The organism is Hwangdonia sp. (genome assembly GCF_048381975.1).
GTDB lineage: Bacteria > Bacteroidota > Bacteroidia > Flavobacteriales > Flavobacteriaceae > Hwangdonia > Hwangdonia seohaensis.
This window is the reverse complement of record NZ_JBLWYT010000006.1, coordinates 1-17678: the sequence shown is the minus strand read 5'-3', so window position 1 is coordinate 17678 and position 17678 is coordinate 1. Positions and strand designations below refer to the sequence as shown.

The window sequence follows — 17678 nt, the reverse complement described above, 5'->3', positions numbered from 1 at the left end:
ATGATAGACAAACTACTTTTAGAAAAGCTAAAATCTAATTTCGGTGAAGCTTATTGGTTTATTAAAACGAATAAGGTTAGAACCTTTTTAACGGCATTGGGCATTATTTTTGGTGTTGCTTCGGTAATTACCATGCTTGCCATAGGAAATGGCGCAGAAAAAGAAATTTTAGCACAATTGGAGTTGGTAGGCGTCAACAACATTGTGGTTACCCCGATTCCCGATGAGGAAGATGAAGACGCTAACGAAGCCGATGAAAATGCCAACGAATCTGAGTCAAAACGTTTTTCAAAAGGGCTTGATATCCAAGATGCATTGAGCGCTCAAAGAAACATTCCCAGCATAAAACTTGTTAGCCCAGAAATCATTTTAAACACCTATGTTATTAACAATGGGAGGCAAAACTCGGTTAAACTCATTGGTATTTCCCCTGCATTTTTTGAATCTTCAAATATAAACCTGGAAAACGGTAAGGGTTTTTCAAACTACCAAATTGAGAACGCCCTACCCGTCTGTATTATAGGAAAAAAGGTTGAGAAAAAATTATTCACTGGCGAAAGCGCCTTAGGAAAACAAATTAAAGTTAAAGATGTTTGGCTCAAGGTAATAGGTGTTATTGAAGAGAAATTAATCTCAGATAAAGCCCAGGAAAATTTAGGGATAAGAGATTTAAATGAAGACGTTTATATACCCATAAACACCTTTTTGGTACGCTACAAAGACCGTAAGATAATTAGCGATAAAATAGGTGCCAGAAATAGAAACCAAAATGGCCCGAAACAGAGAATCCCTAGAGGTAATTACCATCAAATTGATAGATTAACTGTACAGGTTTCAAATTCAAATGAGCTAAAAGCAACCGCCGAAGTTTTAAGTAAAATGTTAAAACGAAGACATAACGATGTTTTAGATTTTGAAATTGAAATTCCCATCCAACTCCTTAAACAGCAACAGAAAACAAAACAAATATTTAATATTGTATTAATCATTATAGCCGGAATATCGCTTTTAATTGGCGGTATTGGTATTATGAATATCATGCTTGCTTCGGTACTGGAAAGAACCAAAGAAATAGGCATAATTCGAGCCATTGGTGCCACAGAAGAAGATGTTATTTTACAATTTTTATCAGAATCCGTACTTATCAGTGTTGGTGGAGGTATTATAGGCATTATCCTAGGCATTATAGGGGCTTACGTAATTGAAATAGTTTCAGGGATTGAAACGGTTTTATCGATAAATTCAATTATGATTTCATTCTTTATTGCCGTTGCCGTGGGCTTAATATTTGGAATATTCCCAGCAAAAGCAGCCGCTAATAAAAAACCTATTCAAGCTTTAAGAACCGAATAATAAAATATGAAAAAAATACTCCTTATTATTATCGTTATTTTTCCATTGTTCCATAATGCGCAGTCCAAAAAACTAACACTTAACGAAGCGATTGAAATTGCTAGAAAAAAATCACCGGATTATAAAATCAATTTAAACAGAAACCAATCGAACTATTGGCGTTTCAAGCGTTATAAAGCTAGTTTCTTGCCAGAATTAAGGCTTACCGCAACCCTACCCGAATATCGAAATGCTGTACGTAGAATAACAAATGATGCCGGACAGGATGTTTTTGTAACACAAAATCAATTGCTTATCGATGGCGGTTTATCCATTTCTCAAAGTGTGCCGTACACCGGAGGCACCTTGTCGGTAAACACAAACTTGGAACGCGTTGAGTTATTTGGTCTCGACGATAATATTGGGTATTCCGTTATTCCGTTTTCCATTAATTATTTTCAAAGTTCAATATTGTTCAACGAATTTAAATGGGATAAAAAAATTGAACCGTTAATTTACGAAGAATCCAAAAGAGATTTTATTGAAAACATGGAGCAAATTTCTGTTAGTACCTCGAGGCGCTACTTCGATTTGCTAAAAGCACAAATGCAGTTGGCCATTTCAGAAACCAACTTAAAAAACCAAGACACCTTATTGCAAATAGCAAAAGGCAGATTTAGAGTGGGCAAAATTGCCGAAAACGAGCTGTTGCAAATGGAGTTAAGGTACTTAAATTCAAAAAACAGAGTTACCACAAATACCATCGAATTAAAAAGAGCCTCGCAAAATTTAGCACGATACTTAGAGTTGGAAAACGAAGACTTAACCTTAGATATCCCGGAACAACTTCCCCTTTTTGATGTCGAAATTGAAAAAGCATTAAGTGAGGCACAGAATAACAGAAAGGCGGTTATCGAGTTTAGAAGAAAACGTTTGGAGGCCGAAAAACAAGTCGCCTTTCAAAAAGGAAACAACAGGTTACAATTAGGGATACGGGCCAATTTTGGGATATCGCAAAATGGCGAAGATTTCAACAACCTATTTAGCAACTTTAACAAACAACAAAACGTTACGGTTTCTGTTGGTATTCCAATATTCGATTGGGGCGTATCTAAATCCAGGCGTAAAATGGCAGAAGCCAATTTAGATTTAACCAACAATAATATAAACCAAGATAAGCAAGAGTTTGAACAAGAAATATACCTACATGTACTAAACTGGTCCAACCAAAGGGATTTTTTATTCACCGCTGAAAAAGCAAAAGAAGTTTCAATGAAGCGCTATGAAATTTCCAAAAAAAGATATGTATTAAACAAAGTGGACATTACAAATTTAAATATCGCTTTAGAAGAAAGAGACAAGGCCGTATTTGAATATTTAAACTCGCTCGAAAAATTCTGGAGAGATTATTACATATTAAGGCAACTGACGCTTTATGATTTTATTAATGATAAAAAAATTGAAGTTGAAGATATTCTTTATGATTAAAACTCGCTAATAATTCATACTTTTGAATTATGAATTTTACCAAAACAACCGAACAAGATTCAAACTACAATCATCTCGAAAAGATGAGTGTTAATGAGTTGATTACCAACATCAATAACGAAGATAAAACAGTACCGCTTGCCGTAGAGAAATCGCTGCCGCAAATAGAGGCGCTTATTGAACAAATTGTTCCGAAATTAAAAAATGGCGGACGATTATTTTATATTGGCGCGGGGACAAGCGGACGTTTGGGTATTTTAGATGCCTCTGAATGCCCACCAACATTTGGCGTTTCCCCAGATTTGGTTATCGGAATCATTGCCGGTGGAGACACTGCTATAAGAAATGCCGTAGAATTTGCTGAAGATTCTACAGAATTAGGCTGGCAAGATTTACAACATTATAACATTAGCGATAAAGATGTTGTAGTTGGTATTGCGGCTTCGGGAACCACGCCTTATGTTATTTCAGCGTTAGAAACATGTAATAAAAACAACATTATTACGGGGTGCATTACTTGTAATTACAACAGCCCTTTGGCAGCGGCATCAAAATACCCCATAGAGGTTATTGTTGGACCTGAGTTTGTAACTGGAAGTTCCAGAATGAAGGCAGGAACCGCCCAAAAATTGGTTTTAAATACCATAACCACAACCACCATGGTATTGCTTGGGCATGTAAAGGGCAACAAAATGGTCGACATGCAATTAAGCAATAACAAGCTTGTTGACAGAGGCGTGAGAATGATTATGAACGAAATTAATGTCCCGCAAGAAACAGCAAAACAACTATTGGATAAATTTGGCAGTGTGCGTTTAGCGGTTCAAAATTACAAACATGGAAACCCATAAAACAGATAAAAACATACTGGTTAAAGGTTTAAAAAAAATGGGGATTGCCTTAGCTTGCATGTTTTTAGGCCCCATACTTTTGCATATTGCACTTAGCAATAAAGAAAAACCACTTTATATTCCCATATTGATTATGGGAGGCATAATTTGTGCCTTAGCCATATTTTTTGCTTTCAAAGGCATTAATACGGTATTGGATAGTATGTTTAAAAAAAACAACTCTTAATTTAAGTTGCTAAGTTTTGGTGTTGTTGGATTAACACCAAAATCGGTATCGCTAAAAGGAACCTTCAGCCCTTCCAATATATAATTTATAATGGCGTAATGATGAATGGTATGGCTATTCGCCTGTGCAAAAACAGCCCCTAAAGTATATTGTATTTCAATTTTTCCCAAGCCCAAATCATCAATCACAATTACGGTTTCGTCCATATTAATTTTGGAGTGATTCAATTTATCGATAATTTCATTGAGATAAGCCAACGCGCAATCGCATTTACACTCTACATCCTTACTCCTGCGCCTCGCCGTTAAATCGATTATATTGTCGGAATTCAAATTGAATATGCAATCGTAAAAATCCAAAATATGCCTAATATGAGTACCAATACTTGAATAATAGGGAGCCAAAGACGCGTTACACAATGTATCGTCCTGTAGGCTATCAAGTAGTTTTTTTGATTTTTGTAGTGTTTTTAGAGTAGATTCAATAATAATGTTCATATAATCCAATGTACTAAAATATTTTAAACTTGAAAACTCTTTTGCTTAGTCTTTAATCTCAAAGATACTTACAGCACTGTATTAAAATAAATTTCCTCTTTATAAAACAATTCCTTTTCTGTTTAAAGAAATTCTTTACTAACTTTACAAGAAGCTATTAACCAATACCTTATTTAATTGAAACTTGTTTTATCAATTTTATTTGTTTGCCTATTGCAAAACCTAAGCTCTCAAAATAATTTTAAGGCAGACTCGTTAAACCCTGAAATTAATAAGCAAATAGCGTTTAGTCAATTATCAATAAAAGATGGGCTTTCACAAAACAGTGTGATTAGTATAGCGCAGGATAGTATTGGTTATATGTGGTTTGCCACCCAAGACGGTTTAAACAAATACAATGGGCGTTCGTTTAAAATTTACAACAAACAATTTGAAGATATTACAAGACCAACGTATAGCCGCTTGGGCAAAATATATATTGACAAAAAAAATAAATTGTGGATTATTACCAATTCAGGTAAACTAGAACTTTACACACCACAAAAAGATAGCTTCAAAACGATAAAGCAATTTAATAATGTAAGCACCATTTTTCAAGACGAAAACTACCATACTTACATTGGAACTTACGGCATGGGTTTGTTTAAAATTGATGCTACTTCAAAGGATACAATCCAGTTGTTAAATCCAATTGATTTAAAACGGACGATTAATGCATTTCATCAATTAAATGACCAAATAATCGTAGCGACCTCCGGTGGTGTTTTAAGCCTAAACCAAAATAACAACTATAAAAATTTAACCCAACACCATGCCAACACAACTAATTATAGTGCGATAGCACAAACCCAAGACGGAACACTTTGGTTTGGCAGCTACAGCAAGGGGTTGTATTATAAAAAAACACAAGATGATAAAATTCATCCTTTTAAACAAAATGTAAACATTCCGATTCCTAAAAACCTTAATATTCAAGATCTTTTGGTTGATGACAAAGACCGCTTGTGGATTGCAACCTATGGCAACGGTGCGTATTTGGTTGACTTTAAACAAAATAAACTCACCAATTTTCTAGAGAATAAAACCAACCCGTTTGCCATTCAGTATAATGACATATTATCGTTGTATGAAGATAACACAGGCCTTATTTGGCTGGGTACAGATGGCGCTGGTGCGAATTATTATGATGAGCATTTGGTAAAGTTTAATGTTCTTACCAATAAGCAAATGCCAAAATCCGTCAATATAGATGTGGTACGAAGTATTAGCACAGACCCCGAAGGAAACATGTGGATTGGCACCTCCGGGAAAGGTTTAACATATATTAATAACGATAAAAACATTTACAAAACAATATCAACAAGCAACTCTGATATAGTAAGCAACCGGATTATCAGCTTGTGTTATAATAACGAATCCTTATGGATTGGGCATCAGGTATTTGGGTTAAATATTATGGATTCATCTGGACGTTTTAAATATTTCCCAGAGATATCGAACTACACCATCTGGGGGATGTTGCCTGAAACATCGCAACGCACTTGGCTGTGTACAGAAAATAACGGTTTGGTGCTTTTTGATAAAAATGAAGGCATTATAGAAAAATACAACGTTAACAATTCCGCATTAACCTCAAACAATATAAAAACAGTAGTTAGAGGCAATTTAAACGAACTGTGGATTGGCACAGAAAATAAAGGCGTTTTTAAGCTAAACCAGCAAACCAAACACATTGAAAAACTTAAAGGTATTAATGGCCCTATTAAATCCCTATTATATAAAGATGCTATTTTGTGGATTGGGACCGCTGGAAAAGGGCTAAAAAAGTATGATATTAAATTAAACGAAACATCTGTATTCACCACAGAAAACGGTTTGCCAAACAATGTTATTTATGGCATTTTACCCGATAACGACAACAACCTTTGGCTGAGCAGCAACGGTGGGTTAACCAAGTTTAGCTTAGCCCAAAATGCAGAAACTCCAACTGTTGAAAACTACAACAATTATGATGGCCTACAGGCTTTAGAGTTTAATACCGGAGCCTATTTTAAGTCGCCAAATGGCACCCTTTATTTTGGCGGTCTTGAGGGCGTTAATTGGTTTCATCCAAATCAAATATCATTTAATAAGGTAAAACCTAAAACCATAATTTCAGGTTTCGACATATTCAATAAAAACCAACCGCTCATTCAAAACAAAGCCTTTAAGTTTAAACAAAACACCGTAACATTTACATTCTCAAGCCTGCATTTCTCACAACCCGAACGAAATTTATATAAGTACAAATTAGAAAACCACGACACCGATTGGTCTGCATCAACCAATATAAATACCGCCCATTACACCAATTTAGCACCTAACGATTATGTATTTAAAGTAATTTCTAGTAATTATGACGGAGTTTGGAATGAAGTTCCGGCAACCTACGCATTTACCATTTTAAAACCTTGGTATATAAATACTGCCGCAAAAATTATTTATGGATTGCTTTTATTGTTGTTGATATTTTTAACCTACAGATACTTTAAATGGCGATGGCAGCTAAAGTTACAATTGGAGTTGGAACACGCCGAAACCAACAGGTTAAAAGATTTGGATGAATTTAAAACCAAACTCTACACCAATATTTCGCATGAGTTTAGAACACCATTAACTTTAATTTTAGGGCCAGCGGAAAATCAACTGGCAAAAAAGAAGATTTCAAATACCGATAAAAAAGAACTTTCACTTATCCATCGAAACGCTAAACGCCTTTTGAATTTGGTGAATCAGCTGATGGATTTGGCAAAATTGGAAACCGGTCATTTAAAGTTAAATATTGAAAACGATAATTTAGGTATTCTTTTAAAACAGATAGCATCATCGTTTCAATACAGAGCCGAAAAAAAAGGTTTGCAGTTTAAAACCGATATTTCAAATATCCCAAAGGCTTGGTTTGATAAAGATATCGTAGAAAAGATTGTCACTAATTTGCTGGCCAATGCCGTAAAATACACCCCAAAAAAAGGTCATATTTATTTCAATACAGAGCAACAAAACAATTATGCCATACTTACCATTATAAATAGCGGAAGCACGATTAAACCGGAAGATTTAAGTAAATTATTTACCCGCTTTTATCAGGTAAACGCAAATGCAGATGGCGTTGGCATTGGGTTGGCTTTAGTTAAAGAACTGGTTGCTTTAACCCATGGTTCGCTGGTAACCAGTACGGTAAATAAAGATGAAATTCAGTTTACCGTAACGCTTCCCATTAATAAAGAAGCTTTTGATATAGAAGATATTAGCCCCGACAACAACAAAATTATAAACTCGCAATCTTCTGAAATTAAAAAAGAACTTTCTGAAACCTTTAACGAATCTTCCGAAAAACCGGTTTTGTTAATTGTTGAAGACGATAAGAACGTAAGGCAATATATAGAGTCCATTTTAAAGTCCAATTATAAAATATTAAAAGCAGCAAACGGAAAAATCGGTATAAAAAAAGCACTCGAAACCATTCCAGATATTATTATTAGCGATATAATGATGCCCATTACCAATGGCATCGAGTTGTGTAAAACATTAAAAAACAACATGCTTACAAGTCATATTCCCATAATATTACTTACTGCAAAAGTTGGTGAGGAAAATGAACTTAAAGGGCTTGAAGCTGGTGCCGACGATTTTATTACAAAACCCTTTAAATCTAAAATTTTAATTAAGCGCATTGAAAATTTAATTGAATTAAGGAAGTCTTTACAATCACGTTATTCGCAACATAACATTTCAAAAAACAAAGACATAGCCACCACTACTTTTGACGAGGATTTCCTGAATAAAATTGAAAGCGTTTTAAATGAACATTTATCAAACCCCGAATTTAATGCCGCCAAGTTTAGCAAATTAATGCTGGTTAGCCGCATGCAATTGCACAGAAAACTAGTGGCCCTTACAGGTTTAACCACAACGGCTTTTATACGGTCGCAACGCTTAAAAATGGCCGTATCACTTTTACAAAAATCGGACTACACCATCTCTGAAATTGCCTATCAGGTTGGGTTTAATACACCATCTTACTTTATTAAATGTTTTAAAAAAGCATACCACTGCACCCCAAACGATTACTTGCAAAAAACATAAAACTAAATGGCTTATGTTACAAATGTTCTATGTTTTGTTACATATCTAGCATCAAACAAAGCGGCTTCTCTATAATTTTACATCGCAAAACAACATCAATTAGCGTGTTATGTAATAGTTTAACTTTTCCCCTTTAGTTATTAAATAATGCCTAAGCAAACTAAAATAACCGAAAACGACCATAAAGAACAGCCTATATTTTTAAGTATAGACCATTTAAAAAACGGGCATTACAAACTTAACATTACGCTTAAAAACAAAGTAATAAAATCTATCAAGCTTGATAAAAACATATAAAGACGCTATTAATCAGTGTGCAAAAGGAAATAACAAAAACAACAGTTGGCGTTGTTTCCTTTTCAATTTAAAATCAACTAATCACTTTAAAACTATGGTTATGAAAACAACTTCTATATTTAGTGTTATTTTACTATTTCTAATTTCTGGAATTGGTTATTCGCAATCATTTCAAGACAAACCAGATAACGAAACAGATGGTGAATTTCCATCTAAATGGAATTTAATAAAAGGTTCTGCTCAAATTGACACGTTTCAAGGCGAGAAAGTAATTTCATTATCAAATGGAGGGATAATAACACCTTTATTAAACAGTAAAAACTACTTAACCGATTCATTTACATTAGAATTTGAAGCTTATTTTAATGGGGTTCTAAAAGGCCCTACCGAACAACATTATAGTATTCGCTTTTGGGATGGTAGTGGTCGAATTACCTTCGAAAACAACATTGGAAAAGGATGGTATGATGCGATAAAAATTTTTAGGCACGGTGCTTATCTTTATGGTAATGATGAAATCAATAATAGAAATATAGCACATAATGTCTTTAATAACGATCCCGCCCAAAAAAAAGAAGCCACATGGCGCTTTATTGCTATACTTTATAATAAAGGTTCGCTAAAAGTATATATTGATGGCGAACAGATTATTAATATGCCAAAATATAAGTTTAAGCCTGCCATTATTTCAATTGGAGGTGAAGCCGCAGAGTCTGGTGTTTCTTTTATTCGAGCCATTAAAAATGTAAATATTTCTGGAGTTAATACGAACCAAAATTCAAACACAAATGGAGGAACCAAAATAGTACTTGTAGTTGACAAGGAAACCAACCAAGTACAAAATATAGAATTGTTTGAAAACATGCAAACTCCCAATTTGGTATCTCAAAAATATCCTGACAGTAAATTGTTTTTGGGCGTGCTTTATGGAAATTATGTTGTGCAACCGTTAAAAAACTCATTGTTGTCCTTTAACACAGAAAAGGAATATTTGCCCGGAGACCAATACTTACCGGGGGATCAATACTTACCCGGAGACCAATACTTACCGGGGGATCAATACCTACCGGGAGACCAATATTTACCAGGTGACCAATATTTACCAGGTGACCAATATTTACCAGGTGACCAATACATATCGGGTAATAAACTAAACTTAAGAATTGTAAACACTAAAATACTGTCAACCAAAAAAGGCAAATTACTCTTAAAAGTAGAATAATAATGAAACCAAAACTAATTATCTTATCGCTAATATGTCTTTTATCATGTATTGGTGTTGAAGCGCAATTACTAGATGAGCTAAAAAAAAGAGCCAAAGAAAAAGGTTACCAAACCAGAGAAGTTTCGCTTGACACCTCAGATAATGCAAAGCACAGAGCAACATCTTACGAAGAAGAGGAGCTTATCATCAATTCGGCAAAAGATTTCTTTACCACCGATGTTGTTATGAAACTCTACCACGATAGCGATGCCGTGGTGCATACCCAATACTTTGATGCCGAAACCATAGCGATGCGAACCGAAGTTGCGGGCAACTCAGAAAAGCCGCTTTATCAAGACCGCAAAGGTTTTATATACGGATACGATACTGAGGCAGGACAATACGAAAAAAGAACATTAGCCTCTTCCGGAATGATGGGCTTTATGATGGCGGGCATGATACCGCAAGCCTACAAACTCCCCCCAGAACCTTACATCGAAGCATTTCAAGCTCTGGAAGAAAAAGACTTGGCACTCAGCTTTTTAGTATTGGAGATGGCATTTATATACAAACCCCAGCATTTTATAGACAATGATTATTATATCGCATCAAAAACCAATTGCAACGGTTCTAACAACTGCACAAAATTCAGCTATAATGATGCCGAGTATCCCGGAAGTTATATACTGTTTGATGATCAAGACAGATTAGCGGAATTATACATAAACACAATCAATCCGCAAGTAAAGGAAGACGATCATCCCACGGGAAAATTCGTTTTCTCGTACGAAAACGTGAAAGTAACCCTTCCCGAAGCCATTGAAAAATCTTTAATGCCCGGGCCCTTAGGAAAAATAATCCCCTTAGAAAAAGGTTTGGAGCCTTGGAAACACAATAAAAAAGACAAACAAAAAAACAAAAACTAACTCATTATGAAAACAAAATTTATAATACTATTATCCTTATGCTTCTTTTTTAGCATGCCGGTTAAAGCACAGGATCCAACAAAAAAAATAATGCAAGGCCTGTTAGGCAAAGGTAAATTGGACGAATCAAAATTACCCGAGGCTTACACGTTTGACTGGGAATTTAAAACCGAAATTAGAACAGCAAAAAACGACCCCATGCAGATGGATTATCTCATTAATTCCAATAGCAAGAACTATTTTGGGATGGTAATGTCTTCAAAAGAATTAAAAGGAAAAGGTACGATGCGCATAGTAATGGATTCAAAAGAAAAAATCTCAATCATGTTTATGAACATGAATGGCCAGAATATGGCTCAAATAACAAAAATAAAAGACCAAAAATCCAGTAAAAAAGAACCCAAATACAGCTTTAAGGAAATTGGTACCAAAACCATATTGGGCTATACCTGTTACGGCATGCAAATGGAAAATGCTGATTTTATTACTGATGTCTATTTTACCCTAGATGCACCTGTTAATTTTAGTGCTTTTTTCGCTTTCGCCAATAACAAAAATAGCCCAAAAGGCTTTGATCCTGCGTTATTAAAAGTACTTGAAGAAGATGCGCTATTAATGGAAATAACAGCTGTACACAAAAAGAAAAGTAAAAATAATTTCACGATGACAGCTATAAGTCTTGAAGAAAAAAAGACCGATATAAAAAAAGAAGACTATCAATTTATGAGCTTTGGAATGGGCTTTTAGTCCGTGACTGAAAACATAAAATGCTATTAATCAATAAAAACCAACACAATGAAAAACATACCAACTATTTTACTCGCACTTTTTATTACTGGTTTAAGTTTTTCCCAACCTACCCAACGTAAGGGAATCAATTATAAAGCATTAATTAAAGATAATAATAACAATGCATTAATAAATCAAAATATATCCATTGAGTTTTCAATTCTAGACGGACCGGAAATACAGTTTTTAGATGTGGTTTATGCTGAAACCCACACCACGAGTACAGATGCCAACGGTATAGTAATAGTCAATATCGGCGAAGGCACACCGCTATCTGGATTTGAAGATGGTTACAACCAATTAGATTGGAGAACAACAAGAACTTTCGGTTCCCGCTTTTTAAAAGTCCGTATCGATTCTGGTTCGGGTTTAACAGATATGGGCACTACCGAATTTAAAGTTGTTCCTTATGCTTTGTTTGCAGAACAATCAAACAATAGCGGACTTGAACAACTTGATGAAGGTGGAGGTATTGGGTGGCGTTTAATTGACAGACCTGAAGATTTCTACGGTCCAATCGCCATTGGCGCCGTAGATTTAAGCTATAGTTGGGCATCTTCAACCACTAGAGGTGCTACAGGAAATTATGCAACTGCTGTTGGACTAAATACAACGGCGTCAGGTCAGAGCTCATTTGCATCGGGTGTAGGTACCATAGCTTCACAGGCTCAAGCTACCGCTATGGGAGCTGGAACAGTGGCCTCTGGTCATTCATCAACCGCTTTGGGAATTGGCACTCGAGCCGAAGCTCCCAATTCAACAGCCATCGGGTTATACAACGTTGGTGGCGGTGACCCCTTATTGGCCGCATCAACCGATCCTCTGTTCGAAATTGGGAACGGACAATATATTGATGGCACCAACGATATTCGAAGAAACGCGTTAACGGTATTAAGGAATGGTACCATTACCGCACCAAGTTTCGATATCAATGAAATTACCGACGCCAAAGCGCTTATTACAAAAGAATATGCCGATGCCAATTATTCGGGTGGTTCGGGCGGTGCTTCCACCGGTCTTGAAGCTATTGATGAAGGCAACGGCAGTGGCTGGCGTTTAAAAGGAAGAGACCCTGCCAACCACGGTAACATAGGCAGAGGTGCCATTGATTTAAGTGATGGTTTTGCTCCATCATCAGAATATGGAGCAACAGGGAACTATTCATTTGCTCTTGGCAACAGAAATATAGCATCTAACATTTTTTCCCTCGCCGGTGGTTTTAGCAGTAGAGCCATTGGCTATACTACTTTTTCTTATGGCTACGGCACTTGGGCCGATGCCTATAAGTCAACAGCATTTGGTAACAGGAATTTAGGAGGTGGCGACCCAGACGCTTGGGTGGATACAGATCCATTGTTCGAAATAGGAAACGGCAACGACAACTTTAGGTCTAATGCCTTAACAATATTGAAAAACGGCACGATTACGGCACCAACCTTCGATATCTCTGAAATTACAGATGCCAAATCACTAATTACAAAAGAATATGCCGATGCCAACTATTCGGGTGGCACAGGGGGGGCAACGGGACTTGAAGCTATTGATGAGGGTAATGGATTAGGGTGGCGATTAATTAATAAAGACCCTAATTATTATGACAATATTGGCGCAAACGCAGTAGATTTAAGCACGAACCCCGATGCTGCTTTAAACCTTGGAGCCAGTGGTAGCTCTACCTTTACCACAGGTTATAAAACAAACGCCACCAATTTTGCTGCAACGGCTTTGGGTAATTTTACTACGGCGTCCGGATTTAGTGCTACTTCTATGGGTTTTGAAACCATAGCCGATGATCAATTTAGCACTGTCGTGGGCAGACTTAATGATAACACAACGGCTACAAATATACTGTTTCAAGTGGGTAATGGCAATTCATCCGGAAGATCTAATGCGTTTACGGTAAATTTTGATGGGGTAATCACTGCTCCAAGTTTCGATATAAACGAAATTACAAATGCCAAAGCACTCATTACAAAAGAATATGCCGATGCTACGTACGGCGGAGGTTTAACAGCTCTTAACGAAGGGAATGGCATAGGGTACCGAATTAGTGGCCGCAATCCCGATAATTATGGGCAAATTGGTTTAAATGCAGTTGATTTAAGTACCAATACTTCGGCTTCAATTAGTGCGGGCGCTTTAGGAAGTAGGGCCTTTGCCGCGGGGTCTGGTACAGAGGCCATTGGAAACACTTCAACTGCTTTGGGGTTTTCTACCCAAGCCACAGGAGCTTATTCAACCGCATTGGGCAGCCAATCACAAGCAAACGGTGCCGGTTCTACCGCTTTTGGATTTAGCTCTTTGGCCTCTGGTGATTGGTCAACAGCCATGGGATACAATTCCGAAGCTTCCGGTAATTACGCTTTTGCTCTAGGAAAGGACAATTCTGCTACCATGGAAGGTGCGGTTTCAATTGGAACAAACACCACTGCCAGTGCTAATTTTGCAACAGCTCTGGGCGCAAATACTACCGCATCAGGTATCGTTTCCACGGCAATGGGCAACCTTACTACTGCTTCTGGGCTATATGCAACCGCTATGGGTACAACAACCAAAGCAACTGGCGATTTTTCAACTGCAATGGGCGTTGGCACTACGGCTCACGGCGATTACTCGTTCGCATCTGGGAGTTCAACCATTGGAAACGGCAGTTACTCGGCAGCATTTGGGTCTAATACGGATGCTTATGGCGATTATTCAGTAGCCATGGGACTGGGTACCATTGCCGATGGCCAAAGCAGTTTGGTTATTGGAGAATATAATGATATTCGTCCAGACGTTTTATTTCAAATTGGCAACGGAACTGGTGATGGTACCGGAGGCACCTTTAGAGCCAATGCCATGACCGTTTTCACAAATGGCCATATATTGGCTTTTAGTTATGATTTGCCTTCAGATAGAAGGTTAAAATCAAACATTATTGATTTAAATTATGGATTGCAAACCATTTTAAAACTAAGCCCTGTAGCTTACAATTGGAAAAACAGACCTGAAGAAAGCTCAAAAACATTTGGGTTGATAGCCCAAGATGTTCAACCCATTATAAATGAAATAGTAGATGTTGGTGAAGATAAAAACAAAACCTTGAGCATTAACTATACCGAGTTAATCCCAGTGCTTATCAAAGCCATACAAGATCAGCAAAATATTATTGATAATCAAAATAAGAAGATTAACAATTTATCCGCCCAAGTAGAGCAATTTAAAGATTTAAGCAATCGCGTATCACAACTCGAATCACTAAATAACAAACAACAATGAAAAAGCTTACAACAAGTGTACTGCTTTGTTTTGCCATGCATATTTATGGACAATCAATAGTAAAATATAGTATCGACAGTGGTGGCGCAAGTTCCATAAATGGAAATTTGCAAATGCTATATACCATTGGGGAAGTAAACCTTCAAGAATACAGTGTAAACAATCATTTGGTTTCAGAAGGCTTTATCGATAACTCCATTTTTAAAAGTTTGGAGATGGTTGATGAGACCATACCGGGAAATGCAATTAAAATCTACCCCAATCCCGTAAGCCAGTTTATAAACATAAAATCAACCATTCCATTAAATATTATTCAAATATATGATGTTTTGGGTAGCAAGGTATTAAGTACAAGAAAATCAAAAATCAAAGTGAATCACCTACAATCTGGAATTTATCTATTAAAAATATTTACATACAACAAGCAGGTAACAAAAAAAATAATAATTAAATAATAAAACCATGAAAACACTAACTTCAATTTTTACAATCTTATTTTGTTCAATAACGTTTGGTCAAATATTCCAAGACAATGTGGCTAAAGAGCCTTTAGGTGAATTTCCTAACCATTGGGATGTCATTAATGGTATGGCATCAATAGATCAAGCAGATGGTAATAAAATGATCAGCATTATGCATGGTGGTATTATAAAACCAATAGTTAATGGGCAAACCAACAACTATCTAGGTGATGATTTTACTGTAGAATTTGATATGTTTTTTGGAAAAACTTCATCCATTTACGGACAACGTATTGAAATTAGACTGTGGGAAGGCCAATATGGTTATGGAAAAGGTGACATTTCTTATAAGCCAATAACTTTAAAACGTGATGGATTGGAAACCAGTTGGGCTCATCCACAACCGGGTAGTGCTAAAAACTTCTTGAAAGGTTTATATACTTTAGAGCCCGTTTGGCGCCATGTAAAAATAGAATGCAAAACAGGCAAACTCAAAGTTTTTCTTGATGGTAATTTGGTACTAAACTTTTTGAAGTTTAAAATGAAACCCACTATGATCTCATTTGGAGGAGGTATTAATGATTCTCATTTTGAGGCAAAGGTGGGTATAAACCATGTTAAAATTATTAGTAATATCCAAAAACCTAATGAAGGTACAAAAATTATAATGATTGTAGATAATACAACTAACAGGGTTAAAAACATAGAGCTTTTAGAAACTATGAACGATCCTGAAATAGTAGCCAAAAAGTATCCTAACAGTAATTTTTATAAAGGAATATTATACGGAAACTACTCGGTACTCCCTGCCAATAAAGCCGTTTTAGCTATTGATACAACTGAGAGATTTATACCAGGAGATACTTTCATACCAGGAGATACATTTATACCAGGCGATACTTTTATACCAGGTGATACTTTTATACCAGGTGATACTTTTATACCAGGTGATACTTTTATACCGGGCGATACTTTTAACTTAACCAATACAAAAGCCAAAATAATTAATAATGAAAACGATAAGTTAATATTAAAAATTAATCACAATTAAAACTAAAATTTTATAATGAAAACATTTAAACATTCAGTTATCTTTTTACTTGCACTCATTTCTATTTTTTTTAATTGTAAAAATGAAAAAAAAACAGAATCAATTAAAAATAATATAGCTAAAAATCCATCAAATGTTATTGATATAATAACACGAAGCATGGAGTTTCAATGTACAGATACAATTCCCTCAGGGTGGAACACCTTTAAATATCAAAACCTATCAAATGAAACTCACTTTTTTTTATTAGATAAATACCCTGAAGGCAAAACTATTGACAATACCATAACTGATGTTGCACCGGTTTTTGAAGAAGGCATGAATTTAATCAATCAAGGTAAGCCAGAAGAAGGTTTCGCTGCCTTTGGTAAATTGCCAGCATGGTTTGGAGACATAGTATTTTCGGGTGGTTCTGGATTGATTGCACCAAAGCACACTGCAATTACATCGGTAAAGTTGGATCCTGGTTATTACATCATGGAATGCTATGTAAAAATGTCAAATGGTAAATTTCATACTTCTATGGGAATGGCTAAGCCTGTCATTGTGCTTGAAGAAGATAGCGGTAATACACCTCCAGAACCTACTGTAAATATTGAGGTATCTAATACCGAAGGGATAACTTATGATAAAAACATTACTAAGGGTAAACAAATATTTTCAGTCTTTTATAAAGACCAAAAACAGCACGAAAATTTTATGCAGCACGATGTAAATTTAGTAAAGTTAGAAAATGGTGTTAGTGAAGATGCTCTAGAAGCATGGATGGACTGGTCAAACCCAAAAGGACTCATTACCCCAGTTCCAAAAGGCGTTACTTTTTTAGGTGGAGTTAATGATATGCCAGCTGGAAGTACAGGTTATTTCTATACCGATTTAAAACCTGGTAAATATGCATTTATTTCTGAAGTGCCCAATACCAAGGGCAAAGGTTTATTTAAAACCTTTGAAGTTAAAGATTAATCAACAATATGGTACTAAAAATCTATTCAATGTATTTCTTATATACCTTTTACTTTCTATAGATTATCTCACATGCCAAAGTTTATGCAAAAAAAAAAAAGAGTCTGACTACGTATTGTAATCAGACTCTTCAAAAAAGGCAACGACCTACTCTCCCACAAATGCAGTACCATCGGCGCTAACGGGCTTAACTTCTCTGTTCGGAAT

The 17678-nt window shown here is 35.9% G+C and carries 14 protein-coding genes; 13 read left to right on the top strand and 1 reads right to left on the bottom strand.

Annotated features, from left to right (window positions below; translation table 11 throughout):
- The 4 genes from ACN5J7_RS11445 to ACN5J7_RS11430 are packed head-to-tail and all read left to right on the top strand — an operon-like array spanning nucleotide 1 to nucleotide 3897.
- Nucleotides 1–1353, top strand: a complete 1353-nt coding sequence (locus tag ACN5J7_RS11445; RefSeq protein WP_311937565.1) for an ABC transporter permease — start codon at nucleotides 1–3, stop codon at nucleotides 1351–1353.
- Between the two features lie 6 nt (nucleotides 1354–1359).
- Nucleotides 1360–2820, top strand: coding sequence for a TolC family protein (locus ACN5J7_RS11440; protein WP_418603999.1), 1461 nt, complete (start codon nucleotides 1360–1362; stop codon nucleotides 2818–2820).
- 29 nt (nucleotides 2821–2849) lie between these two features.
- Nucleotides 2850–3671: an N-acetylmuramic acid 6-phosphate etherase gene (gene murQ, locus ACN5J7_RS11435; RefSeq protein ID WP_311937559.1), complete on the top strand. Its 822-nt coding sequence runs from the start codon at nucleotides 2850–2852 to the stop codon at nucleotides 3669–3671.
- Entirely contained in the window at nucleotides 3658–3897 is a 240-nt protein-coding gene (locus ACN5J7_RS11430) for a DUF6095 family protein (RefSeq protein ID WP_311937556.1), read from the top strand. The genes murQ and ACN5J7_RS11430 overlap by 14 nt, the downstream gene beginning before the upstream one ends.
- Here the strand turns inward: ACN5J7_RS11430 and ACN5J7_RS11425 are convergent.
- Complete coding sequence (locus tag ACN5J7_RS11425) at nucleotides 3894–4394, bottom strand: DinB family protein (RefSeq protein ID WP_418603998.1); 501 nt, start codon at nucleotides 4392–4394, stop codon at nucleotides 3894–3896. The genes ACN5J7_RS11430 and ACN5J7_RS11425 overlap by 4 nt on opposite strands.
- Before the next feature lie 213 nt (nucleotides 4395–4607).
- Between ACN5J7_RS11425 and ACN5J7_RS11420 the strand changes: the two genes are divergently transcribed.
- The 9 genes from ACN5J7_RS11420 (at nucleotide 4608) to ACN5J7_RS11380 (ending at nucleotide 17471) form a co-directional block, all read left to right on the top strand.
- Nucleotides 4608–8519: a hybrid sensor histidine kinase/response regulator transcription factor gene (locus ACN5J7_RS11420; RefSeq protein WP_418603997.1), complete on the top strand. Its 3912-nt coding sequence runs from the start codon at nucleotides 4608–4610 to the stop codon at nucleotides 8517–8519.
- A 147-nt stretch (nucleotides 8520–8666) separates the two neighbouring features.
- Complete coding sequence (locus tag ACN5J7_RS11415) at nucleotides 8667–8816, top strand: hypothetical protein (protein ID WP_418603996.1); 150 nt, start codon at nucleotides 8667–8669, stop codon at nucleotides 8814–8816.
- A gap of 100 nt (nucleotides 8817–8916) precedes the next feature.
- Complete coding sequence (locus tag ACN5J7_RS11410; protein WP_418603995.1) at nucleotides 8917–10038, top strand: hypothetical protein; 1122 nt, start codon at nucleotides 8917–8919, stop codon at nucleotides 10036–10038.
- A 2-nt stretch (nucleotides 10039–10040) separates the two neighbouring features.
- Nucleotides 10041–10946: a hypothetical protein gene (locus ACN5J7_RS11405; RefSeq protein WP_418603994.1), complete on the top strand. Its 906-nt coding sequence runs from the start codon at nucleotides 10041–10043 to the stop codon at nucleotides 10944–10946.
- A 6-nt stretch (nucleotides 10947–10952) separates the two neighbouring features.
- The gene (locus tag ACN5J7_RS11400; protein WP_418603993.1) at nucleotides 10953–11693 is read left to right on the top strand and encodes a DUF4412 domain-containing protein; all 741 of its coding nucleotides are present in this window, start codon (nucleotides 10953–10955) and stop codon (nucleotides 11691–11693) included.
- Nucleotides 11694–11741: 48 nt separating this feature from the next.
- Nucleotides 11742–14996 carry a tail fiber domain-containing protein gene (locus tag ACN5J7_RS11395; protein ID WP_418603992.1) on the top strand — a complete coding sequence of 1085 codons (3255 nt, stop codon included), beginning with the start codon at nucleotides 11742–11744 and terminating at the stop codon, nucleotides 14994–14996.
- Nucleotides 14993–15451 carry a T9SS type A sorting domain-containing protein gene (locus ACN5J7_RS11390; RefSeq protein ID WP_418603991.1) on the top strand — a complete coding sequence of 153 codons (459 nt, stop codon included), beginning with the start codon at nucleotides 14993–14995 and terminating at the stop codon, nucleotides 15449–15451. Before ACN5J7_RS11395 ends, ACN5J7_RS11390 begins: the two co-directional genes overlap by 4 nt.
- Nucleotides 15452–15458: 7 nt before the next feature.
- Entirely contained in the window at nucleotides 15459–16508 is a 1050-nt protein-coding gene (locus ACN5J7_RS11385; RefSeq protein WP_418603990.1) for a hypothetical protein, read from the top strand.
- A 15-nt stretch (nucleotides 16509–16523) separates the two neighbouring features.
- Nucleotides 16524–17471: a hypothetical protein gene (locus ACN5J7_RS11380; protein ID WP_418603989.1), complete on the top strand. Its 948-nt coding sequence runs from the start codon at nucleotides 16524–16526 to the stop codon at nucleotides 17469–17471.
- Nucleotides 17472–17678 lie beyond the last annotated feature (207 nt).

What these genes read in the sequence shown, in the direction of transcription:
- murQ (WP_311937559.1), top strand. Translation starts at nt 2,850, where the DNA reads ATGAATTTTACCAAAACAACCGAACAAGATTCAAACTACAATCATCTC.
- ACN5J7_RS11390 (WP_418603991.1), top strand. Translation starts at nt 14,993, where the DNA reads ATGAAAAAGCTTACAACAAGTGTACTGCTTTGTTTTGCCATGCATATT.
- ACN5J7_RS11410 (WP_418603995.1), top strand. Translation starts at nt 8,917, where the DNA reads ATGAAAACAACTTCTATATTTAGTGTTATTTTACTATTTCTAATTTCT.
- ACN5J7_RS11405 (WP_418603994.1), top strand. Translation starts at nt 10,041, where the DNA reads ATGAAACCAAAACTAATTATCTTATCGCTAATATGTCTTTTATCATGT.
- ACN5J7_RS11400 (WP_418603993.1), top strand. Translation starts at nt 10,953, where the DNA reads ATGAAAACAAAATTTATAATACTATTATCCTTATGCTTCTTTTTTAGC.
- ACN5J7_RS11430 (WP_311937556.1), top strand. Translation starts at nt 3,658, where the DNA reads ATGGAAACCCATAAAACAGATAAAAACATACTGGTTAAAGGTTTAAAA.
- ACN5J7_RS11395 (WP_418603992.1), top strand. Translation starts at nt 11,742, where the DNA reads ATGAAAAACATACCAACTATTTTACTCGCACTTTTTATTACTGGTTTA.
- ACN5J7_RS11440 (WP_418603999.1), top strand. Translation starts at nt 1,360, where the DNA reads ATGAAAAAAATACTCCTTATTATTATCGTTATTTTTCCATTGTTCCAT.
- ACN5J7_RS11445 (WP_311937565.1), top strand. Translation starts at nt 1, where the DNA reads ATGATAGACAAACTACTTTTAGAAAAGCTAAAATCTAATTTCGGTGAA.
- ACN5J7_RS11380 (WP_418603989.1), top strand. Translation starts at nt 16,524, where the DNA reads ATGAAAACATTTAAACATTCAGTTATCTTTTTACTTGCACTCATTTCT.
- ACN5J7_RS11415 (WP_418603996.1), top strand. Translation starts at nt 8,667, where the DNA reads ATGCCTAAGCAAACTAAAATAACCGAAAACGACCATAAAGAACAGCCT.
- ACN5J7_RS11385 (WP_418603990.1), top strand. Translation starts at nt 15,459, where the DNA reads ATGAAAACACTAACTTCAATTTTTACAATCTTATTTTGTTCAATAACG.
- ACN5J7_RS11425 (WP_418603998.1), bottom strand. Translation starts at nt 4,394, where the DNA reads ATGAACATTATTATTGAATCTACTCTAAAAACACTACAAAAATCAAAA.